This window comes from Pseudomonas oplopanacis, assembly GCF_057128725.1.
On sequence record NZ_JBSKHV010000007.1, the window covers coordinates 113514 to 136793 of the forward strand.

The following is a 23280-nucleotide window of genomic DNA, read 5'->3' on the forward strand; positions in this document are numbered from 1 at the left end:
ATGAAAGTAATCATTCAATTATCGGGGCTTATATGATGATTAGAAGATACAGATTGAGGGCAAAAACCAGTTCAGTTGCTGAACTGACCCGTCACGAATTGACGGGAGCCTCATATTTTCGGAGGGAAAACGAAAAAGTCCGTGCAGGCACGGACTTTTTTTGGGGCGTTTTACACAGGTTCGACCTGGAGGGCCACCCGTTCGCGGCATGGACATTCGTCCATGTAGCGGTGTGCTTCGACAAACTCGGAAAACGGGAAGACCCGAGTCTTGAGCGGCAGCAGGACGCGGTCAGCGGTCATCTGGTTGATGTCACGCAACGCACGTTGCAATGCGACCTCGTCCTGGATGATGCCCAATTCCGGCTTGCCGGTGAAGTTGCCGATACAGTGCACAAAGAACTGAATGTTCTTCTGGAACGCTGCACAGGCCGGGAACGGCGTCTGGTTGCCGCCTTGCAGGCCGTACAACACCAGGCTGCCACGTGGCGCGAGCACATCGCCCAGCAGTGACATCTGTGGCCCGCCCAACCCGTCGAACACCACATCCACACCGCGGTTATCGGTGATTTTGTTGATCCGCATCAGCAGATCTTCTTCTTCGGTGACGATGACTTTCTCGGCACCCAGTGCCAACAGGTTGTCGCGTTCTTCCGCCGTTTTGGTGGCGGCAATCACACGTACACCCAAGGCTTTGCCCAGTTGTACGAACGAAGGTCCGGCACAATGGCTGGCGTCAGTCACCAGTACGAACTGCCCGGGTTTGATCCGTGCCAGATCGACATAAGCAAAGTAAGCGATCAACAACGGCGTGTAATGCACGGCCGCTTCGATCGGATTCAGCACGTCCGGATACCGGGTCAGTGCCGAGCGCGGCAGAACAATCTGCTCGCCGTACACGGGATAGTCGTTCGGGCTTTGGGACGGGAAGCTGGCGACCTTGTCACCGACTGCCAGGTCATCGACACCCTCGCCGAGCGCCGTCACGACGCCGGACATTTCCTGGCCAAGGCCGGCAGGCAGACGAGCGTGAGACGACGCCAGGTTCTGGCGCCAAAGCGTGTCATACCAGCTGATGCCAATCGCCTCGACGCGCACCTGCACTTCGCCCGGAGCAGGAAGTGCGGCCGCATGCTCTTCGCATTTGAGCACCTCGGCTGGACCAAACTTGTGAAAACGGATCGTGCGGGACATCGCAAACCTCGTCAAAGTAACCTCTAATGCCATGAACTCTATCTGGGCTTTCTACCCAAGACTATCAGTGGCTATTAATAGTCGACATGCCTGTCATTGATTCCGCAGCACCGGCGACATCATCAAATGTCGTGAAAATCGAAGCGGTCTTTAAGGAAAACTGAATTACACGGTGCAGAGTAGCAGCCTTTCCCCGTAAGATTCATGCCGGCCATTGTTCTCATATGGCCGCTCTCGTCAAGCTTGATGACTCTGCCAGGACTCCAGATGAATCGTAATGACCTGCGTCGTGTCGACCTGAACCTGTTAATCGTTTTCGAAACATTGATGCACGAACGCAGCGTGACCCGCGCTGCAGAGAAGCTGTTTCTCGGCCAGCCGGCCATCAGTGCGGCGCTTTCACGCCTGCGCGGGCTGTTTGATGATCCGCTGTTCGTGCGCACCGGTCGCAGCATGGAGCCGTCCGCCCGGGCGATTGAAATCTTTGCCCTGCTCTCTCCCGCGCTGGACTCCATTTCCACGGCCGTCAGCCGTGCGGCGGAATTCGATCCGGCCACCAGCACGGCGGTATTCCGCATTGGCCTGTCGGACGATGTCGAGTTCGCCCTGCTGCCGATGCTGCTCAAGCGCCTGCGTGCCGAATCGCCCGGGATCGTGCTGGTGGTGCGTCGCGCCAACTACATCCTCATGCCGAGCCTGCTGGCGTCGGGCGAGATTTCCATCGGCGTCAGCTACACCGCCGATCTGCCGGCCAACGCCAAGCGCAAAGTGCTGCGCCGCAGCATGCCGAAGCTATTGCGCGCCGACACCGTGCCGGGGCCGTTGAGCCTGGATGATTTCTGTGCCCGGCCGCATGCATTGGTGTCGTTCGCCGGTGACCTGAGCGGCTTTATAGATGACGAACTGGAAAAGCTCGGGCGCAAACGGCATGTCGTGCTGGCGGTGCCACAGTTCAACGGGTTGAGCACGCTCATCAGTGGGACCGACATTGTGGCGACCGTGCCGGACTACACCGCCGAAGCGTTGACCGCGGCTGGCGGAGTCCGGGCTGAAGACCCGCCGCTGCCGGTGCGCAGTTTTGAACTGCACATGGCCTGGCGCGGGTCGCAGGATAATGATCCGGGTGAGCGCTGGTTGCGGTCGCGGATTCAGATGTTCTTTGGGGATCCGGATAGTCTCGCCTGATACTGATACTGAGTTTGAGTTGAGGCTTCTGGCCTCTTCGCGAGCAGGCTCGCTCCCACATTGGAATGCATTTCCCTGTGGGAGCGAGCCTGCTCGCGAAAGCCATCACACAGTTTCAAGTCCGTCCTTTGCATTCCCTGCAACACTGAATTGTCATCAATTCAATTGATCACAGATTAGCCAAAGGTGCATGCTAGAGAGCTCGCCCGAGCCTCATATCATTCCGAATGATAGTTACCTTCGCTTCATTCGATTCGTGAGATACACCCTCGCCGCTCATCATCCGTCCATTCTCAATACATTGGCGGATGCATCCATGGAACAGTCACTCAAACATTTGCGCTTCCCATTGGCCATGTTGGCCGTACTGGTGATGAGCGCCTGCGGCAAGGCGCCGGAGTCTGCCGCGACCATGCCCGCGGCGAAGGTCAGCGTCGCCAAGGTGCTGGAACAACCGATCAACGAGTGGGACGAATTCACCGGGCGCCTTGAAGCGCCGGAAACCGTAGAAATTCGTCCACGGGTCTCTGGTCAGATTGATGACGTGGCCTTCACTGAAGGCGCATTGGTCAAGAAAGGCGACTTGCTGTTCCAGATCGACCCACGCCCGTTCCAGGCTGAGGTTCGCCGCCTCGAAGCCCTGGTTGCCCAGTCCCGCGCCAACGCCACTCGCAGTGAAAACGAAGCCCAGCGTGGCGAACGTCTTCGCACCAGCAACGCGATCTCCGCCGAACTGGCCGATTCGCGCACCAGCGCCGCTCAAGAAGCCCGCGCCGCTGTCGGAGCCCTGCAGGCGCAACTGGACCTGGCCAAACTGAATCTGAGCTTCACCCGTGTTACCGCACCCATCAGTGGTCGTGTCAGCCGTGCGGAAATCACCGCCGGTAACCTGGTGACCGCCGACACCACCCCACTGACCAGCGTCGTGTCCACCGATAAGGTCTACGCTTACTTCGACGCTGACGAACGCGTATTCCTCAAGTACACCCAACTCGCTCGCCAAGGCAAACGCGGCGCCACCACCCCGGTTTACATGGGCCTGTCCAACGAAGACGGCAACCCGCACCAGGGCGTGATGAACTTCGTCGACAACCAGGTCAATCCGAAAACCGGCACCATCCGTGGTCGTGCAGTCTTCGACAACGCCGACGGCAGCTACACCCCGGGCCTTTATGCTCGCCTGAAACTGGTCGGCAGCGGCACCTACTCCGCCGTGCTGATCAACGATGAAGCCGTCGGTACCGATCTGGGTAAAAAATTCGTACTGGTGATGGACGCCGACAACAAGACGGCCTACCGCGCCGTCGAACTGGGACCGAAGATCGAAGGTTTGCGCATCGTGCGCAACGGCCTGAACAAGGATGACACCGTCATCGTCAAGGGTCTGCAACGGGTTCGCCCAGGCTCGCCGGTTACCCCTGAAGTGATCCCGATGGCCAGCGAACAAACCCTCGCGGCCCTGGCTCAACAACGACAAGCGCTGGAAGCCAGCAACCTGCCCCAAGTCGCACCTGCCAAGGTTGCGCCGGGTGAGGTTGTGAAACTGGCTGCTGCGACTCCACGCGGTTAAGGGACAACGACTCCGATGAATTTTTCCCAATTCTTCATTTCACGGCCGATCTTCGCAGCGGTGCTGTCGCTGCTGATCCTGATCGCCGGCGCCATCTCACTGTTCCAGTTGCCAATCAGCGAATACCCGGAAGTCGTGCCGCCGACCGTTGTGGTCCGCGCCAACTTCCCGGGTGCCAACCCTAAAGTCATCGGTGAAACCGTGGCCGCTCCTTTGGAGCAAGCCATCACCGGCGTCGAGAACATGCTGTACATGTCCTCGCAGTCCACCGCTGACGGCAAGATCACCCTGACCATCACCTTCGCACTGGGCACTGACCTGGACAACGCGCAGGTGCAGGTACAGAACCGGGTAACCCGTACCGAGCCGAAACTTCCAGAAGAAGTGACGCGCATCGGTATCACCGTCGACAAGGCTTCGCCCGACCTGACCATGGTTGTGCACTTGACCTCGCCGGACAAACGCTACGACATGCTCTACCTCTCCAACTACGCCCTGCTCAACATCAAGGATGAGCTGGCGCGTCTGGGCGGTGTCGGTGATGTGCAGTTGTTCGGCATGGGCGATTATTCGCTGCGCGTCTGGCTCGATCCGAACAAGACCGCTTCACGCAACCTGACCGCCACCGACGTGGTGAGCGCGATTCGTGAGCAGAACCGTCAAGTGGCAGCCGGTGCACTGGGTGCTCCACCTGCGCCGAACGCCACCGCTTTCCAGCTGTCGGTCAACACTCAAGGTCGTCTGGTTTCTGAAGAAGAGTTCGAGAACATCATCATTCGCTCCGGCGATAACGGTGAAATCACTCGCCTGAAAGACATTGCCCGCGTTGAACTGGGTTCCAGCCAATACGCCCTGCGTTCGTTGCTGAACAACCAACCGGCGGTGGCGATCCCGATCTTCCAGCGCCCTGGTTCCAACGCGATCGAAATCTCCAACGAAGTGCGCGACAAGATGGCCGAGCTGAAGAAGAACTTCCCGGAAGGCATGGACTTCAGCATCGTCTATGACCCGACGATCTTCGTTCGCGGCTCCATCGAAGCCGTTGTTCACACCCTCTTCGAAGCACTGATTCTCGTTGTGTTGGTGGTGATTCTGTTCCTGCAAACCTGGCGCGCCTCGATCATTCCATTGGTAGCCGTGCCGGTGTCGCTGATCGGCACGTTTGCGGTGATGCACTTGTTCGGCTTCTCGCTGAACGCCCTGTCGTTGTTCGGGTTGGTACTGGCGATCGGTATCGTGGTGGACGACGCCATTGTGGTGGTGGAGAACGTTGAGAGGCACATCGAGCTGGGAGAAACGCCCGTAGAAGCCACCAAGAAAGCTATGCGAGAGGTGACCGGGCCGATCATCGCGACGGCGCTGGTGCTGTGTGCGGTATTTATCCCGGCGGCGTTCATTTCCGGACTCACCGGCCAGTTCTACAAACAGTTTGCCCTGACCATTGCCATCTCGACCGTGATCTCGGCGTTCAACTCGCTGACACTGTCCCCTGCCCTGGCCGCTGTGCTGCTCAAGAGCCACGATGCGCCGAAAGATCGCTTTACCAAAGTGCTTGATAAACTATTGGGCGGTTGGCTGTTCCGTCCGTTCAACCGGTTCTTCGAACGCGCCAGCCATGGCTATGTCGGCACCGTAGCCCGGGTTATCCGCAGCAGCGGTATTGCCCTGCTGTTGTACGCAGGCCTGATGGTGCTGACCTTCTTCGGTTTCGCGCACACCCCGACAGGTTTCGTACCCGGCCAGGACAAACAATACCTGGTGGCCTTCGCGCAACTGCCGGACGCTTCGAGCCTGGACCGTACCGAAGACGTGATCAAACGCATGTCCGACCTGGCCCTGAAACAGCCAGGCGTGGAAAGCGCCGTGGCCTTCCCGGGCCTGTCGATCAACGGCTTCACCAACAGTCCTAACGCCGGCATCGTGTTCGTGACCCTGAAGCCGTTCGACGAGCGTAAAGACCCGAGCATGTCGGCCGGTGCAATTGCCGGTGCCTTGAACGGTCAGTACGCCGGGATTCAGGAAGCTTACATGGCGATCTTCCCGCCGCCGCCAGTACAGGGTCTGGGCACCATCGGTGGTTTCCGCCTGCAGATCGAAGACAAGGGCAACCTCGGCTACGACGAGCTGTACAAAGAAACCATTAACATCATCAACAAAAGCCACAATGTGCCGGAACTGGCCGGCCTGTTCACCAGCTACACCGTGAACGTGCCGCAGGTCGATGCCGCCATCGACCGGGAAAAAGCCAAGACTCATGGCGTGGCTGTCAGTGACATCTTCGACACCCTGCAGATCTACCTGGGTTCGCTGTATGCCAACGACTTCAACCGCTTCGGTCGTACCTACCAGGTCAACGTTCAGGCTGAACAACAGTTCCGTCTTGAACCGGACCAGATCGGTCAGCTGAAAGTGCGCAACAACAAAGGCGAGATGATCCCGCTGGCGACCTTCATCAATGTCAGCGACACCTCGGGGCCGGACCGCGTGATGCACTACAACGGCTTCATCACCGCTGAAATCAACGGCGCCGCCGCCCCGGGCTACAGCTCTGGCCAGGCCGAAAAAGCCATCGAGAAACTGCTCAAGGATGAACTTCCGAACGGCATGACCTACGAATGGACCGACCTGACCTACCAGCAGATTCTGTCCGGCAACACCGCGCTGTTCGTGTTCCCGCTCTGCGTGCTGCTGGCGTTCCTGGTACTCGCGGCTCAGTACGAAAGCTGGAGCCTGCCACTGGCGGTGATCCTGATCGTACCGATGACCTTGCTGTCGGCCATTACCGGTGTGATTGCTTCGGGTGGTGACAACAACATCTTCACCCAGATCGGCTTGATCGTACTGGTGGGACTTGCGTGTAAGAACGCGATCCTGATCGTCGAGTTTGCCAAGGACAAACAGCAGGACGAAGGCATGAGCCCGCTCGCTGCGGTGCTGGAAGCTTGCCGACTGCGTCTGCGGCCGATCCTGATGACCTCCTTCGCGTTCATCATGGGTGTCGTGCCTCTGGTGTTCTCCAGCGGTGCCGGTGCCGAAATGCGTCATGCCATGGGTGTGGCGGTGTTCTCCGGGATGCTCGGGGTAACCTTCTTCGGTCTGTTGCTGACGCCGGTGTTCTACGTATTGATTCGCAACTTTGTGGAGCGCGGTGATAAGCGCAAAGCGGCCAAGGCGCTGAATCTTCAAAAGCAACTGGAGTCGCAACAATGAGCTTGAAAGCCTTTCTTCCGAGCCTGCTGGTACTGGCCCTGAGTGCCTGTGCCGTCGGCCCGGACTACAAGACCCCTGCGACTGAACCGGCCCATATCACCACCGCTACCGATGGCGCTGCCGGCCAGAAAAACTTCGACCGTTCGCACTTCGAAGGCATCTGGTGGCAGCAGTTCGAGGACCCGACCCTTAATCAGTTGGTGACTCAATCCCTGCAAGGCAACCGTGATTTGCGCGTGGCCTTCGCCCGCTGGAAAGCGGCTCGGGCGATTCGCGACGACATCAGCAATGACGCCATGCCAACCATCACCAGCCGGGCCAGCAGCGACCTGGGCAAGGGGCAAATCCCAGGCCAGACCACCAAACGGGTCAACAGCGAACGCTATGACCTGGGCCTGGACATGGCGTGGGAAATCGACCTGTTTGGCCGTATCCAGCGCAACCTGGAATCGGCCAACGCCGAACAGCAAGCCATCGAGGCCGACCTGTACCAACTGCAAGTCACCATGATTGCCGAACTGGTGGATTCCTACGGTCAGTTGCGCGGTGCCCAACTGCGCGAAAAAATCGCCCTGGCGAACCTGGAGAACCAACAGGAGTCGCGCAAGATCACCATCAGCCTGCGTGATGCCGGCGTCGGCGATCAGCTGGATGTGGAGCGCGCCGACGCGCGCCTGGCGTCCGTCGAAGCCAGCGTGCCGCAATTGCAGGCCGAACAGGTTCGGCAGAAAAACCGTATCGCCACCCTGCTGGGTGAGCGCCCGGACAAGCTGACGGTCGACTTGAGTCCCAAGAACCTGCCGGCAATCGCCAAAGCGCTGCCAATTGGTGATCCCGGTCAACTGCTGCAACGTCGTCCGGACATCCTCAGCGCCGAGCGCAAACTGGCGTCTGCCACCGCCCGTGTCGGCGTGGCCACGGCTGATTTGTTCCCACAGGTCAGCCTCAGCGGCTTCCTCGGTTTTACGGCAGGACGCGGTTCGCAAATCGGTTCCTCGGCCGCCAATGCCTGGGCACTGGGCCCAAGCATCACCTGGGCCGCGTTTGACCTGGGCAGTGTAAAGGCCCGTATTCGCGGTGCGGATGCGGATGCGGAAGGCGCGCTGGCCAGCTACGAGCAGCAAGTGCTGTTGGCACTGGAAGAGTCGGAAAACGCGTTCAGCGATTACGGCAAGCGTCAGCAACGCTTGATCTCACTGATTCGTCAGAGCGAGTCGAGCCGCGCCGCCGCCGACCTGGCCGAAATTCGCTATCGCGAAGGCGGTACCGACTTCCTCGTCCTGCTGGACGCTCAGCGCGAGCGACTGGCGGCGGAAGACACCCAGGCACAGGCCGAAACCGAGCTGTATAGCGGCATTGTCGCGATTTACAAAGCCCTTGGCGGTGGCTGGCAACCGGAGACAGTCGCCAGCAAGTAAGTTGTTAAAGAGCTCCTTTGGTTGGTCGCAACCAACCAGTTTTTTAGCCCCGCGTCTCATTCGGTCGCGGGGCTTTTTTTCGCCTGCTGATCCTGCAACCCACCACAATTCCCCTGTGGGAGCGAGCCTGCTCGCGAAGACGCCGGCACATTCAACATCAATGTCGCCAGAGACTCTGCTTTCGCGAGCAGGCTCGCTCACACATGGCTTAGTGGGTTGCCTTGTCATTGCGGTTTTCGCGGACGGTTACGGTGGCGGTTGTGCCGGCGCGCAAGAGGTTTTTGCCGGCATAGTCATCATCAATCTTTATCCGTACCGGCACCCGTTGCGCCAGTTTGACCCAGGTGTAGCTGGGGTTGATGTTGGCCAGCAAGCGGCCACCGGGCAGGTTTTCCCGGTCGGCGATTGCGAAAGCGATGCTTTGCACGGTGCCGCCAAAGCTTTCGCCGCTCATCAATTCGATGTCGACCCGGTCGCCTTCTGCGATTCGCGGCAACTTGGTCTCTTCAAAGTAACCGCTGACATAAAACGAATCGCTGTCCACCAGTGCCAACAACGGGCCGCCGGCGGTGGCGTAGTCGCCCTGACGGGTCAGCAGGTTGGTGACAAAACCGGTGACGGGCGATTCGACGCGCGTGCGTTGCAAGTCCAGTTCGGATTGGGTCAATGCCGCGATGGCCAGTTGCACGTTGGCCTCGGCCAATACCAGGATGGCCTGGTTACGCAGCAGATCGGCCTGAGCCACAGACACCTCCGTGCTGGCTTTTTCCCATTCCTCGCCAGAGACGGCCGAGCGTTCTTTCAGCGTGCGCCGGCGTTGTTCCTCGCTCTGCCGCTGTTTGAGCAACGCTTCGCTGGCCACAATCGACGCCTGCGACTGCCCGAGTGAAGCTTTCGCCACTTCCACCGAGCGTTTGGAACGATCCACTGCCAGGGTGTAGCGGGCCGGGTCGATTTCCAGCAGCAACTGGCCTTTCTCAACATGCTGGTTGTCTTGTACACCCAGTTTGACGATGCGCCCCGAGACATCGGCAGACAGCGTCACCACGTCAGCGCGAACCCGCGCATCCCGGGTCCATGGGGCCCGGGTGTAATGCTCCCAGGCAAACCAGCCAAGAATGAACGCCAGCAACACAACGACCAGTGTGGCGAGTCGGGGAAGGTATTTCTTCAAGGCATCAAGCTCCCATTACCAGAATCAGCGTCGCGCACACGCAGGCATACAATGCGCCCTCGAATAAAGCTTCATGCCAGACGAAACGCAGCACGCCGAGGCGGCGCAACCCCCAGTCCAGTGCCAGAAAAATCGGCAGCGCCAACAACAGAGCCTGGGCGATGGGCGGCAAGTACACGCCACCCAGTTCAAAATCAATGGGCAAGGGCCGGCACTCCTGTTGCGACGACGGGTTGAAAGTACTCGTGATATCGCCGCACGAACGACTCCACGATCAGCAGCGCCACGCGCATTCGGAACACCGACCACAGGTGTTCGTGAACCATCAGGTGCAAATCGTCCAGTTCGTCGCCCAGGACGCGCAATTCCCCCAGCAGCCGATCGGCGTCTGTCCCGGGCCGCCCGGCCACCCATCTTGCGCAATCGCGGACCGCAGCCAACAACCGTTGCTGTTGCTCCGAGCTCAACAAGGTATTGCCCTGCCCCTGTTGCCTGAGCTGGTTCAATGCAACGCCCAGGGCCATGCACCCGAGGCTGACCTGAAATAATTCGCCGGACTGCTTGTCGCTGGTCGCCGGCAGTAACCCCAGCATCATGGTCAGTCGATCGACCATGCGGCTTTCGAAGGCAAATTGCTGTTCATCGGTGGCCGGCGTCTTCATCAAGGCGTAGACCTGCTCAGCGTTTTCCTTGAACAGCCGGCGAATCCGCAGAACGGGCCGGAACGGGAAGATCAAGGCGAAGACGCTCAATGCCAGGACCGTTGCGCTGATATAGCCACCGGCAAATTCGAACCACTGAGACGCGGTGTTCTGCCCGATACCCACGTTCTGTGGCCCCAACAGTAGAAAGGTCGACAACCCAAGACCGATGCCTGTCCCGGTGGTCGCAGGTGCGGAGAGACCTACCGCGACCGCATACAGCAACGGCGCCAACAGCAACGCCATAAGCTCGAAATCGCTGATCATGGGCACCAGCATGAATTGATAAAGCGCCGACACAATCAACGCCAGGAATAGCCCCCTTGCATAGCTTTGCGCCGCCAGCAGCGGTCTGGGGAACGTTGCCATCAGCGAACAAAGAATCCCGACCAGCACCATCCCGGCTCGCGCTCCGTCCCAGCCGGTCTCGACCCAGATCAGCCCGGCGACCAGCAACGCAGTGAAAGCCCGGATGGCGTTCATCCCCGCCAGGGTGAAATCCAGATGCAGCGGATTCTCCTGCCCCCGGTAGACGCAGCTGGCCTGGCGTTCCTCCTGAATGGCGTCGCTCAGTTCCAGAATCTGTTCCAGTTGCTGTAACAACCGCGCCTGCTCCCAGCGCAGGGCCCACGCCAGCGAGCGCAATGTGGCCGGCATTGTTTCGGTCAGTTGTTCTGCCTTGTAAGCCTGATCATCAAATCGTTGTTGCAACGCCGAAAAATGATGACGAGCATCGGCCGACAGCGAGCGACCCTTTTCGGCCAGTTCATCCAAAAACGTAAGTTCTTCGGCGCGTAAATGTTGTATTTCCAGAGGTAGATCACCCTTCCAGCGCTCGGCCAGCAACTCACGCTGGTGGCGCAGCGCCGTCAGCCGGGACGTCAGCAACACCAGTTGGTTGCCCAGCAGTTGCACCAGGTCATCGGCGCTACGTAATCGGGGGGCATCGTAATAAAGATGCCGGCGCAATCCTTCAAGGACGCTGATTTCGCCTAACAGCTGCATTTGTCGGCGATGAAAATCGGCCTCGCTCTCTTCGGTTCGAATGACCGCCGCGGCGTGAGTCGCCAGCAACTTGATGACCTGATCGATCTTGGCGAAGTAGCTCCGGGCCACGGTCTCGGGGCGTGCGGTCAGCAGGCTGACGACGCAGACACATGCCACTGCCAGCAGCGTCTCGGTCAAGCGCGTCACCGCCAGCAGGAAGGTGCCGTCCTGATCAGGCACGGCCAATAGTGCAATCACCACCGCCGTGTATCCGCTGAGCACAAACGCCTGGGAACTGGTGTAGCGCAACAGGGTGCCACCGGCGGTGCACAGTGCCAGCCACAGCGCCAGGGTGATGATGAAAGGCAACGGCGCCTGGGGGAAGATCGCCATGATCACGACCGCCGCGACAGCGCCCAGGGTGGTGCCGATGACTTGGCCGAGACTGCGGGCCAGTGCCATGCCGCCCAACGGCTGGCTGACGATGACCACCGCCATGATCGACCACTTGGGTTGATCGAGGTCGAACAGGAAGGCCAGGTACAGGGTCAGCAACCCGGCCACAATGGTTCTCAAGGCAAACAGCAGCACACCGGGCCCGGGGTTCAGGATTGCCTTGAAGTATTGAAGCAGCGGTTGCATGGGAGCACTCTTCGATTCACCTTCAGCAAGCGTAGTCACTGCTTCAAGGCCTCGACAGGTTTCAATGTCGACGGAGCCCGTAGGCAAAATCGTCGACATCGAGCCACCTCAGGATTTGACTCACAGCCCCACCTGACCGAAGCTGACGACCTTTGCAAAAGCTTGCCAGCTCCCGGATTCCTGCATGCCCCAGTCCCGCCGCTACTTGCTCATCAGTCTCTGTGTGCTGTTTGCCCTCGTTATTGCCTGGTTGCTCCTGCGCAGCACAACGCCTGAGGTGCCCGAAGCGATCAAACGCGGTTACAGCGAAGCGTTGACCCAGGCACGCTCCGGTCAGCCGGGGGCCGCACGGGTGCTGTACCAGCAATTGGCTCGCCCTGATCTGTCGCCCAAGCGGCGCATCTGGCTGCATGCCGAACTCCCCAACTACCCTAGCCCGCTGGCGCTGAAACTGGCGGACGCGGACCTGCAACATCCTGATGAAAACGTACGAATCGCTGCGATCAAAAGCATCAGCGGCCTGGTGGCCTCCGGGCAACGCAGCCTGTTGATCGGCCCGTTGCTCGACGACAGCGTAGAAAGCGTGCGATTTGCAGCGGTCAATGCACTGCTGGGACTGTCGCCGGATGACCTGGGCCTGTATTTCGCGCCGCTGGAGCAAGCCATTGACGCCTGGGAGCTGGCCCTGAAAAGTCAGCCGCCGAGCGCGCAAAACCAATACCAACTGGCGCGCCTGCACCTGCACAACGCTGAATTGAAAGAGGCGCAGGCGGCGCTGGAGCGCACATTGCAACTGGACCCCAACAATCTGCCGGCGCTGGTGATGCAGATCGATGTGCTCGACCGGCAAGGTCAAAGCGATGCCGCCCGCCAATTGCTGGCGAAACAGCTGAAAGCGCAACCCGACTCGGCCTACCTGCAACATGCCCTGGGGCTCTGGTTGCTGCACCACGGGCAAAGTGAGTTTGCGGTGCTCGGGCTTTCCAAAGCCGTGGAGCTGGAGCCCGACAACAAGGATTATCGCTACGACCTGGCGACCACCCTGCACCTTGAACAGGAGCTGGAAGCCGCACAGAAACAGCTGCAAGAGATCGTCCAGCGCCACCCGTCCGACCGCAAGGCGCGCGTGCTGCTGATCAATTACTGGAAAGAAAGCGGACAGTTGCAGAACGTGCAGATCCTGTTGGCGCAACTGGAACAGCTCAACCCGGATGACCCCGCGTTGCAGCAAGGGCTTTAATCACCACGAAATTTCGTTGAACCGTCGGCACGGCCAAGGGTCAAGAGAAAAGGCAGTCCAAACAGGCACCTCAAGCCTGCTGTCTCGCTTCCCCTGGTCATGAGAGGGTTTTTCTTGTCTACATCAACCGAGCTGTTCAGTGCAAAAGCCGCCACCGGCATCGAAGGTCTGGATGACATCCTGGCCGGAGGCTTGTCTCGTGGACATGTATTTTTGCTGGAGGGCGAACCCGGTACCGGCAAAACCACCGTTGCTTTGCATTTCCTGTTGGCCGGCGCTCGAGCCGGCGAACGCTCGTTGTACATCACCTTGTCAGAAACCGAGCGTGAGCTGCGTCAAGGCGCGCTGTCCCACGGCTGGGAGCTGGATGAGAACATCCACATCTTCGAGCTGACCCCGCCAGAGAGCCTGCTCAACGCCGAACACCAGCAAAGCCTGCTGTACTCCTCGGACCTGGAACTGGGTGAAGCTACCAAACAGATTTTCGAAGTGGTCGAGCGGGTCAAACCGACGCGCGTGGTGCTCGACAGCCTGTCCGAAATCCGCCTGTTGGCCCAGAGCTCACTGCGTTATCGGCGGCAGATCCTGGCGATCAAACACTACTTTGTGCGTTACGACGCCACTGTGCTGTTGCTGGATGACCTGACCACCGAATCCCTCGATAAAACCGTACACAGCGTCGCGCACGGCGTAATTCGCCTCGAAGAACTCACACCGAACTATGGCGCCGAACGCCGACGCATCCGCGTGGTGAAATACCGCGGCCAGAAGTATCGCGGCGGCTTTCACGACTTCACCATCATGGGCGACGGCGTGCATGTATTCCCGCGTCTGGTTGCAGCCGAACACCGCGGTGGCTATATCCGCCAACAGTTGACCAGCGGCATCAGGGAAATGGACGCTCTGCTCGGCGGCGGTATCGAGACCGGTTCCAGCACGCTGATCCTGGGGCCGGCCGGTACTGGTAAATCGCTGATCTCGATGATCTTCGCCGCTGCCGCCGTGGCCCGTGGCGAAAAAGCCGCGCTGTTCATTTTCGATGAAGAGCTGGGGCTGCTGTTCGAACGCATGAAAAACATGGGCATCGACCTGCAGGCCCTGCAAGACACCGGCAACCTGCTGATCGAGCAAGTCGACGCAGCCGAACTGTCCCCCGGCGAGTTCTCCCACCGGGTGCGTCGCTGTGTCGATGAGCGTCAAATCAAGACCGTGGTGATCGACAGCATCAATGGCTATCAGGCCGCGATGCCCGAGGAAAACGCGCTGGTGCTGCACATGCACGAATTGCTGCTGTACCTCAATCGCCGAGGCGCCGCGACGTTCATGACGGTCGCCCAACACGGACTGGTCGGTGACATGCAAGCGCCGGTCGACATCACGTACCTGGCCGACACGGTGATTTTGTTGCGCTACTTCGAAGCCCTGGGCAAGGTTCGCCGGGCGATCTCGATCATCAAGAAACGCACCGGCAGCCATGAATCAACCATTCGCGAATACCGCATCGGCAGCCGGGGCATGACCATCGGTGAACCTTTGGATGCGTTCCAGGGTGTATTACGCGGCGTGCCGACCTATCTCGGCGCCAGCCAGCCACTGCTCCAGGACGATGTCCGGTGAGTATTGTCGAGGCGATGTCCGAGCGCGCGATCATCCTCGCGCCCTTGGGACGCGACAGCCAGATTGCGCTGATGATGCTCAACGAGGCGGGATTCGAGGGCATTGTCACCCGGGATCTGGTGGCACTGTGCGGCGAGTTGGTCAAAGGTGCCGGTCTGCTGCTGATTTCTTCGGAAGCCCTGATGGGCTGTGATCTTGACCCTCTACGGGGTCTGATCGAACAGCAACCCGCCTGGTCCGACCTGCCGATCGTCTTGCTGACCCACCACGGCGGCCCGGAGCAAAACCCGGCATCGCGACTGGGTCCGCAATTAGGCAACGTCACTTTCCTTGAGCGCCCTTTCCATCCGGTAACCTTGATCAGCCTCGTCACCACCGCATTGCGCGGCCGTCGACGACAGTACGAAGCCAGGGACCGATTGATCGATCTGAGCCAAAGTGAACTGCGCCTGCAAAACACCCTGGAAACCCTCGAACAACAAGTCGAGGAACGCACCGCACAGTTGCGCCACAACGAAGAAGCCCTCAGACAATCCCAGAAGATGGAAGCGGTCGGCCAGCTTACCGGCGGCATTGCCCACGACTTCAATAACATGCTGACCGGCATCATCGGCAGCCTTGAGTTGCTGCGCCGGCGCCTCGCAAGAGGACGCACCGAGGACCTCGACGGCTTGATCGACCTTGGCGTGACCTCGGCCAACCGCGCCGCCGGCCTGACTCATCGGCTGCTGGCGTTTTCGCGCCGTCAGTCACTCGATTCCAAACCGGTGGAAATGAACACCCTCGTGGTGTCCATGGGCGAACTGCTGCAACGCAGCATCAATGAAAGTATTCATCTGGACATGCAGTTGAGCGATGACTTGTGGGTGGCCGAGGCCGACCCCAATCAACTCGAAAGCGCCCTGCTCAACCTCGTGCTCAACGCCCGCGATGCCATGCCCGAAGGCGGCACGCTGGTGGTCAACACGTCCAATCAAAAAATCGACTCGGGGTTCGTTGCGGCCCAAGGCAATCTACTGCCCGGTGATTACGTGGTGCTGCGCGTTACCGACACCGGCTGCGGAATGCCGGAAAGCACCATCAGCCGCGCCTTTGACCCGTTCTTTACGACGAAGCCGATTGGTCAGGGCACCGGGTTGGGGTTGTCGATGATTTACGGGTTCAGCAAGCAGTCCCACGGTCACATCACGATCGACAGCGAAGTGGGTCAAGGGACGTCGGTGAGTGTGTATTTGCCGCGTTACAGTGGCGACCTGGCCGAGGAAAACCTGATCGACATCCAGCAGGCGCCTTACGCGCAGGACGGTGAAACCGTGTTGATCGTCGAAGACGACCCGGCGGTTCGCGTGCTGGTCAGTGCCGTATTGAGTGAGCTGGGTTACGCCTTCGTCGAGGCCGGAGACGCTGACAGCGCGGTGCCGATTCTCGACTCTGCACAGCGGATTGATTTATTGATCAGCGATGTCGGGCTGCCGGGAATGAACGGCCGGCAACTGGCGGAAATCGGTCGGCAGTATCGGCCTGACCTGAAAGTGCTGTTCATCACCGGTTATGCCGAACACGCGGCTGTGCGCGGAGGGTTTCTGGACCCCGGCATGCAGATGATCACCAAGCCCTTCACCTTTGACCTGCTGACGGCCAAGGTGCGGGAGATGATCAGTATCTGATGCGCCCCGAGGGCCTATGGCGAAGAGCTCAGGACAGCATTTGCTGCATGAGTTCTTGCAGTTCATCCAGGTCGAACGGTTTGTCCAGAATCGGCGCTTTTTTGGTGATAGGGCTGTCCGTCTCGCGGACTTCCTGCGCATAGCCGCTGATAAAAATCACTTTGAGTTCCGGTCGCAGTTTCACTGCGGGCTCGGCGATCTGCACGCCGGAAATCCCGCCGGGCAGGCGAAAGTCGGTGATCATCATGTCCAGGTGCGGCTTGCTCGCCAGAATTTCAAAGGCCTGCTCGCCGTTTTCGGCTTGCAGCACCCGGTAACCTTCACCCGACAAGTAAGCGGACAACACCATCAGAATCGAGGGGTCATCCTCGACAATGAGTACTACATCTTGCGCATCTTCACTCATGGGAAGCCTTTGTTCGGTCAATAGCTGCTGATACGACCGTGGGGTCGCTCAGAGGTTGCGTTTATCTGGCTCATTTCCTAAAGCGGCAGACAAACGCGAAATAGAGCGCCTTCGTTGATTTTGCTCTCGACGGCGATGGAACCGCCATGGGCGGCGATAATTTGCTCGGAAATAAACAGCCCAAGGCCCAGCCCCGCGATCACGGTCTTGGCGGAAACACGCTCGAACTGTTGAAAAATACGCTTCTGGTTTTCTTCACTGATGCCGATCCCTTGATCCTGCACCTCGACCCGCGCCTGACCGTCCTGTACGTAAACCCGCACATCAATCTGGCTTTTGCCACCATAACGCAAGGCGTTGGTGAGCAGATTTGAAATCACTTGCTCGATGCGAAATTCATCCCAGTTGCCGACCACTGGCTGCTCGGCAGTAAAGCGCGTGGAACACTCGGCGGCCTCGACTTGTGGCTTGAAGTTATCCAGCAGGTTGCTGACCAGTTGCACCAGGTCAAATCGGCTCGGACGGATCGACAGCTTGCCGGTGCGAATGCGCGACACATCGAGCATGTCTTCGATCAGGCGGATCAGGCTTTTGATCTGCCGCTCGTCACGGTCGACCATGGCGTGCATCTTGTCCAGGGTGAACGCCGAGGCGTTATCCCGGGCCAGGTGCATCTTGCGCAACTGGGTTTCGAGGATCAGGCCATTAAGCGGCGTGCGCACTTCATGGGCGACAATCGACATGAAGTCATCGCGCATGCGCACCGCTTGCTCCAGCTCCAGTTGAGTGCTCTGCAATTGCTTGAGCAACGCTTCCTGCTCGCGGCGGCTCTGCTCCAGCGCTTCAACCTGCTGCTTCATCGCTTTGCTCTGGCGATACAGGTCGACGAACACATTGACCTTGCTCTTCACCGCATGAATGTCCAACGGCTTGTGCAGGAAGTCCACCGCGCCGCTTTCGTAGCCTTTGAACGCGTAGTTCAACTCCCGGCCGGCAGCGCTGACGAACACAATCGGGATGTTTTTGGTTTTTTCCGTGCCGCGCATCAATTCGGCCAGCTCGAAGCCGTTCATGCCGGGCATCTGTACGTCGAGAATCGCCATGGCGAATTCGTGCTGCAGCAGCAACGACAAGGCTTCATCGGCGGACAAGGCTTTGTAGACCATGCGGTCTTCACGCTTGATCAGCGCTTCGAGCGCCAGCAGGTTCTCCGGCAGATCGTCGACGATCAGCAGTTTGGCTTGGATGTTACTTAGCATGCTATTCGTTCCAGCTCGACAAGCAGACGGCCGATGCCGCAGATAGGGAGAATATGGTCTGGCTCATGAATATCCAGCGCCGCCTGGGGCATGGTCGCGACCTGCGCCTCATTCGGGTCCTGCACGATGGTCATTCCACCGCGACCTTTAACGTGAGACAGACCTCGGGCGCCGTCACGATTGGCCCCGGTCAGCAATACGGCGGCCAGGGATGAACCGTAGGTATCGGCAGCGGACTCGAACAGGTAATCGATGGCGGGTCGCGAATGGTGGACGCGATCTTCCAGGCTCAACGAGAAGCTGCGGTCATGCTCCACCGACAAGTGATAACCGGGGGTGGCGAAATACAAAGTGCCGGCTTCAATCCGGGTTTTATCGCTCGCTTCCCGAACAGGCATCGAGACCCGGCGTGCAAACACTTCGGCCAACAGGCTGCGACGCTCGTCGGGCAGGTGCAACACGACAATGATCGGCAGCGCGAAGCCTTCGCGCAGAGGGCTGAGAAGCGTGAGCAACGCCTCTACGCCGCCGGCCGAAGCGCCGATCACGATGGCTTCAATTGAAGGAACAGCTGCAGCGTCGTTCATGATTTACGGTAGATCCGTTCTTGTTTGACCAGTGGCTCGAACTGGTTGCCAAAGGCCGAAAAATCCGGTGTTTCCTTACTGCCGAGCACCAGGAATCCGCGATGGCACAGGGACTCATGAAACAATCCAAACGCACGATCCTGAAGTTTTTTATTGAAATAGATCAAAACGTTACGACACGAAATTAATTGAGTCTCTGAGAAGACGCTATCCGTCGCCAGACTGTGGTCGGCGAAGGTCACGTTCTCGCAAAGGCTCTTGTCGAAAATGGCGTAGCCATAGGCCGCTGTGTAGTAATCGGCGAAAGAGCACTGGCCACCTGCCTGCTGGTAATTAGCAGTGTAGGCGCGGACATTCTCCATGGAGAAAATCCCTTGCCTGGCCTTGTCCAGCGAGCGCGGGTTGATGTCGGTGGCATAAATGATGGTGCGGTCCAGCAAGCCTTCTTCGCGCAGCAGAATCGCCATCGAATAGACCTCCTCACCGGTACTGCACCCGGCAATCCAGATCTTGATCGATGGATAGGTCTTGAGCAGCGGCACCACTTCGTTGCGGATCGCGAGGAAGTGCGAAGGGTCGCGGAACATCTCGCTGACCGGGATCGTCAGCAGTTGCAGCAACTGCATGAATGCCGTCGGGTCGTGCAGCACCTTTTCCTGCAAGGCCGAGATGGTATTGCACTCGAATTGAACCAGCGCATGATTCACCCGGCGCTTGATCGAAGCGCCGGAGTAGTCGCGAAAGTCGTAGCTGTACTTGAGGTAAATCGCCTCGATCAACAAGCGCAATTCGATGTCGCTGTTTCGCTCCACGGAATAAATGCCTTCCACTAAATGCGTTCCATCTTCGGTAACCACACACGAATCAGCGAGAACAGGCGGTCCAGGTCGATGGGCTTGGCCAGGTAATCATTGGAGCCGGCCTGCAGGCAGCGCTCCTGATCGTCCTTCATGGCCTTGGCCGTCACCGCAATGATCGGCAGCTTGCGCCAGCGCGGGTCCTTGCGGATCTCGATAGTGGCTTCGAAGCCATCCATCTCCGGCATCATCACGTCCATCAACACCAGATCGATGTCCTCGACTTCATTCAACCTTTCAATCGCTTCACGACCGTTTCGGCCGATGACCACGACTGCGCCCTTTTGCTCCAGTGCACTGGTGAGGGCGAAGATGTTGCGTACATCGTCGTCCACCAGCAGCACCTTGCGACCCTCAAAGACCTTGTCGCGGCTGCGCGCGGTCTTGAGCATCCTCTGCCGGTCATGGGACAACTTCGATTCGACTTTGTGCAGAAAAAGTGTGACCTCATCCAGCAAACGCTCAGGCGAGCGCGCGCCTTTGATAATGATCGAGCGCGAATACTTGCGCAGTTCGGTCTCTTCATCGCGGGTCAGGTTGCGCCCGGTGTAGACAATCACCGGCGGGAACGAGCAGATGTCTTCGGTGGACATGCGCTTGAGCAAGTCATTGCCGAGCATGTCCGGCAGTTTCAGGTCGATGATCATGCAATCGAAAATCGTCGTGCGCAGCAGGTCCAACGCGTCCTGAGCCAGACCTACCGCGGTGATTTCGATGTCCTCGTCGCCAATCAGCCGGGCAATGCTGTCGCGCTGCAGATCGTCGTCTTCCACCAGCAGCACGCGCTTGACCTTCTGGGTCAGCTTGGCTTCGAGGCGGGCGAACACATCCTTGAGTTCTTCGCGAGTCGTCGGCTTGACCGCGTAACCGATGGCGCCCATGTGCATGGCTGCCTCGACCCGGTCTTCAACGGAAATCACGTGAACCGGGATGTGTCGGGTTTCGGCGTGCTCTTTCAAGCGCTGCAACACGGTCAGCCCGGAGTGATCCGGAAGGCGCATATCCAGCAGAATGGCGTCGGGAATGAATTCCTTGGCCAGGTCATAGCCTTCGTCGGCCCCGTGGGCGACCAGGCACTGATAGCCCAGCTCATGCGCGAGGTCGAAAAGAATGTTCGCAAAATTCGGCTCATCCTCAACGATCAGAATGCAGCGCGTCTTGAACGGCGCCTGACCGCGGTCGTCGTTGAAACGAGGAATATCAACCGGGGCAACCAGTGGCGCCAACGCTGCCGGTGCCGCGCGGTGGCTGATTGCGACGGGTGACGCCTTCATCGGCTCGACAGGCTCGTCGCCCGGTTCGACGTATTGCTGAGGCAACACCAGCGTGAACACACTGCCCTGCCCCGGCTCACTGCTGACGCTGATCGAACCACCGAGCAACGCGGCCAGGTCCCGGGAAATCGACAAGCCCAGGCCGGTGCCGCCGTAACGGCGATTGGTGGTGCCGTCAGCCTGGCGGAACGCTTCGAAAATGCCTTCCTGCTGGTCTTCGGCGATGCCGATGCCCGAGTCGCGGATGATGAAGGCCACGCCATCATTCGGTTGCCCTGCCACGGTGAAGCTGACCGAGCCCTTCTCGGTGAATTTCACCGCGTTCGACAGCAGATTCTTGATCACCTGCTCCAGACGCTGGCGGTCGGTGAAAAGTATCTTCGGCGCACCGGGTTGCAACTCAAGGTGAAAGTCGAGGTGCTTGTCCGCCGCCATCGGCTCGAACATCCCGCGCAAGCCGTCGACCAGACGTTCGACGCTGACGTTCTCCGGACGCATCTCCAGCTTGCCGGCCTCGACCTTGGAAATGTCGAGGATGTCGTTGATCAGGTTGAGCAAGTCATTACCGGCGGAATAAATCGACTCGGCGAATTTCACCTGCTCGGCGCTGAGGTTTTCCTGAGGGTTTTCGGCGAGCAATTTGGCCAGGATCAACGAGCTGTTCAGCGGCGTGCGCAGTTCGTGAGACATGTTGGCGAGGAACTCGGATTTGTACTTGCTGGAGCGCTGCAGCTCCAGGGCACGGTCCTCAAGCTGCACCTGAGCCAGGTTCAGCTCGGTGTTCTTCTGATCCATGGCATCGCGCTGGTCTGCGAGGATCTGCGCCTGCTCGGCGAGTTGCTCGTTGGTCTGCTCGAGTTCCACCTGCTGGGTTTCCAGGTGCGCCTGGGACTCCTTGAGAATCCGTGACTGTTCTTCGAGTTCTTCGTTGGCGGTCTTGAGTTCTTCTTGCTGAACTTGCAGCTCTTCATTGAGCTGCTGGGTTTCGCCGAGCACTTCCTGCAAACGTTGGCGATAGCGCGCAGCTTCGATGGAGGTGCCGATGTTGCCGGCAATCAACTCAAGCAACTCGATGTCACGATCATTCAGCGGGCGCAGGAAGCCCAGTTCGATCACCCCGTTGACCCGGTCGTCGTCACTGGTTGGCACTACGAGCACGCTGTGCGGCAGGCCTTCGCCGAGGCCGGAACTGACCTTGAAGTAATCACTCGGAACGTGATCCAGACGAATCAGGCGAGCCTGGCTCGCGACCTGGCCGACAATGCCTTCATCGCTGTAAATCTGCTGATCGCGCTCCTCCTGCTCACGGGAGAAACCATAAGAAGCAATGCGCTTGAGGCCGCCGTGGTCTTCTCGAACATAAATGGCGGCGACGGCGGTGCCCAGGTACTGCGCGCAGAACTGCAGAATGTTGCGCCCCAGGAGATTGAGGCTCAACTGCCCCAACACTTGTTCGGCGAGTTCTGTCTGGCCATTACGCAGCCACGCCTGCTGCTCCAGGCGCCGGGCGCTGGCTTGTTGCGCCGCAAGGTTGGCGCTGTAGTTTTGCGAAAGGTTGAGCAGATCGCGACGGCCAATGTAAGCCAGCAAGGCACTGATGCCGGCGACGAACAGCAGGTACAGGGCGATGCTCCAGATCGTGGTACGGCGCACGTCATCGTTGCGCGTGGCGCGCAACTGTTGCTCCATGTCGATCACGTCTTCGAACTGCTTGCGAATTTCATCCGTCAGCCGCTTGCCACGCCCGGCCTTGACCGCGCCACGGTAATCGCCGCTGCTACGCTGCAAATCGATCATCGATTGCGCATAAGTCGCCCACTCGGTCTGCAACGCCTGCAGGCGACGCAAACGATCGGTCTGCGTCGGGTTGTCCGCAGTGAGTTCGAGTAAGGTACTGATCGCGACCGCTACTCTCGGCTTGGCTGTTTCGTAAGGTTCAAGAAAGTGGTCGTCGCCGGTCAGCAGGTAACCGCGCATGCCGGTTTCCAGATCGATGGTCAGCTTGGCCGCTTCATTGGCGTTATTGATCACCCGGTCGGTGTGCTCGACCCACTGGATTACCGACAACAGATAAGTGATCAGCGAAACAAAAAATACTGCGCTGATGACACCGACGCCCAATGGAAGGCTGACGTTGCGGCTCAGGAGTTTGCGGAATCGTTGCTCATCAACCGAAGACGCAGTGGTCATGTGGAGGCCTTGTCGAACTGTTCGAAATGATGGAGTTTGCCCCAAACAGGGCGTGTTGATCCAATTTTCTGCCACGTATCAGGGTAAATCCCCGCATTTAGCT

At 59.1% G+C, this 23280-nt stretch carries 16 protein-coding genes; 7 read left to right on the forward strand and 9 right to left on the reverse strand.

Translation table 11 applies throughout. The features are described 5' to 3' along the window. Positions 1 to 170 precede the first annotated feature (170 nt). On the reverse strand, positions 171 to 1193 hold the full coding sequence (locus ACWKV5_RS15945; RefSeq protein WP_483842022.1) for a zinc-dependent alcohol dehydrogenase family protein: 1023 nt from the start codon (positions 1191 to 1193) through the stop codon (positions 171 to 173). A 267-nt stretch (positions 1194 to 1460) separates the two neighbouring features. Here ACWKV5_RS15945 and ACWKV5_RS15950 point away from each other — a divergent pair, with 267 nt between their 5' ends. The 4 genes from ACWKV5_RS15950 (at position 1461) to ACWKV5_RS15965 (ending at position 8576) form a co-directional block, all read left to right on the forward strand. Continuing rightward, the gene (locus ACWKV5_RS15950; protein ID WP_059182990.1) at positions 1461 to 2378 is read left to right on the forward strand and encodes a LysR family transcriptional regulator; all 918 of its coding nucleotides are present in this window, start codon (positions 1461 to 1463) and stop codon (positions 2376 to 2378) included. A gap of 316 nt (positions 2379 to 2694) precedes the next feature. Next, the gene (mexE, locus tag ACWKV5_RS15955; protein WP_059182991.1) at positions 2695 to 3948 is read left to right on the forward strand and encodes a multidrug efflux RND transporter periplasmic adaptor subunit MexE; all 1254 of its coding nucleotides are present in this window, start codon (positions 2695 to 2697) and stop codon (positions 3946 to 3948) included. Positions 3949 to 3963: 15 nt separating this feature from the next. Further along, positions 3964 to 7158: an efflux RND transporter permease subunit gene (locus ACWKV5_RS15960; protein WP_483842023.1), complete on the forward strand. Its 3195-nt coding sequence runs from the start codon at positions 3964 to 3966 to the stop codon at positions 7156 to 7158. Continuing rightward, entirely contained in the window at positions 7155 to 8576 is a 1422-nt protein-coding gene (locus tag ACWKV5_RS15965; RefSeq protein ID WP_483842024.1) for an efflux transporter outer membrane subunit, read from the forward strand. Before ACWKV5_RS15960 ends, ACWKV5_RS15965 begins: the two co-directional genes overlap by 4 nt. Before the next feature lie 208 nt (positions 8577 to 8784). On the opposite strand, the gene ACWKV5_RS15970 is transcribed toward ACWKV5_RS15965, so the two are convergent. The 3 genes from ACWKV5_RS15970 to ACWKV5_RS15980 are packed head-to-tail and all read right to left on the reverse strand — an operon-like array spanning position 8785 to position 12080. After that, on the reverse strand, positions 8785 to 9750 hold the full coding sequence (locus tag ACWKV5_RS15970; protein WP_483842025.1) for an HlyD family secretion protein: 966 nt from the start codon (positions 9748 to 9750) through the stop codon (positions 8785 to 8787). Between the two features lie 4 nt (positions 9751 to 9754). After that, on the reverse strand, positions 9755 to 9955 hold the full coding sequence (locus ACWKV5_RS15975) for a DUF1656 domain-containing protein (RefSeq protein ID WP_007949274.1): 201 nt from the start codon (positions 9953 to 9955) through the stop codon (positions 9755 to 9757). Continuing rightward, entirely contained in the window at positions 9945 to 12080 is a 2136-nt protein-coding gene (locus ACWKV5_RS15980) for an FUSC family protein (protein ID WP_483842026.1), read from the reverse strand. The genes ACWKV5_RS15975 and ACWKV5_RS15980 overlap by 11 nt, the downstream gene beginning before the upstream one ends. Positions 12081 to 12264: 184 nt before the next feature. Here ACWKV5_RS15980 and ACWKV5_RS15985 point away from each other — a divergent pair, with 184 nt between their 5' ends. The 3 genes from ACWKV5_RS15985 (at position 12265) to ACWKV5_RS15995 (ending at position 16604) form a co-directional block, all read left to right on the forward strand. Further along, positions 12265 to 13320, forward strand: a complete 1056-nt coding sequence (locus tag ACWKV5_RS15985) for a HEAT repeat domain-containing protein (RefSeq protein WP_483842027.1) — start codon at positions 12265 to 12267, stop codon at positions 13318 to 13320. A gap of 114 nt (positions 13321 to 13434) precedes the next feature. Further along, on the forward strand, positions 13435 to 14937 hold the full coding sequence (locus ACWKV5_RS15990; protein ID WP_483842028.1) for an ATPase domain-containing protein: 1503 nt from the start codon (positions 13435 to 13437) through the stop codon (positions 14935 to 14937). A 14-nt stretch (positions 14938 to 14951) separates the two neighbouring features. Continuing rightward, positions 14952 to 16604: an ATP-binding protein gene (locus tag ACWKV5_RS15995; RefSeq protein ID WP_483842179.1), complete on the forward strand. Its 1653-nt coding sequence runs from the start codon at positions 14952 to 14954 to the stop codon at positions 16602 to 16604. A gap of 28 nt (positions 16605 to 16632) precedes the next feature. Here the strand turns inward: ACWKV5_RS15995 and ACWKV5_RS16000 are convergent, their stop codons facing one another. The 5 genes from ACWKV5_RS16000 to ACWKV5_RS16020 form a co-directional block, all read right to left on the reverse strand. After that, on the reverse strand, positions 16633 to 17010 hold the full coding sequence (locus ACWKV5_RS16000; protein ID WP_483842029.1) for a response regulator: 378 nt from the start codon (positions 17008 to 17010) through the stop codon (positions 16633 to 16635). Positions 17011 to 17087: 77 nt separating this feature from the next. Further along, complete coding sequence (locus ACWKV5_RS16005) at positions 17088 to 18269, reverse strand: hybrid sensor histidine kinase/response regulator (protein WP_483842030.1); 1182 nt, start codon at positions 18267 to 18269, stop codon at positions 17088 to 17090. After that, the gene (locus ACWKV5_RS16010) at positions 18263 to 18856 is read right to left on the reverse strand and encodes a chemotaxis protein CheB (protein ID WP_483842031.1); all 594 of its coding nucleotides are present in this window, start codon (positions 18854 to 18856) and stop codon (positions 18263 to 18265) included. The genes ACWKV5_RS16005 and ACWKV5_RS16010 overlap by 7 nt, the downstream gene beginning before the upstream one ends. Continuing rightward, on the reverse strand, positions 18853 to 19686 hold the full coding sequence (locus ACWKV5_RS16015) for a CheR family methyltransferase (protein WP_483842032.1): 834 nt from the start codon (positions 19684 to 19686) through the stop codon (positions 18853 to 18855). The genes ACWKV5_RS16010 and ACWKV5_RS16015 overlap by 4 nt, the downstream gene beginning before the upstream one ends. Continuing rightward, positions 19686 to 23177, reverse strand: a complete 3492-nt coding sequence (locus tag ACWKV5_RS16020) for a response regulator (RefSeq protein ID WP_483842033.1) — start codon at positions 23175 to 23177, stop codon at positions 19686 to 19688. The genes ACWKV5_RS16015 and ACWKV5_RS16020 overlap by 1 nt, the downstream gene beginning before the upstream one ends. Positions 23178 to 23280 lie beyond the last annotated feature (103 nt).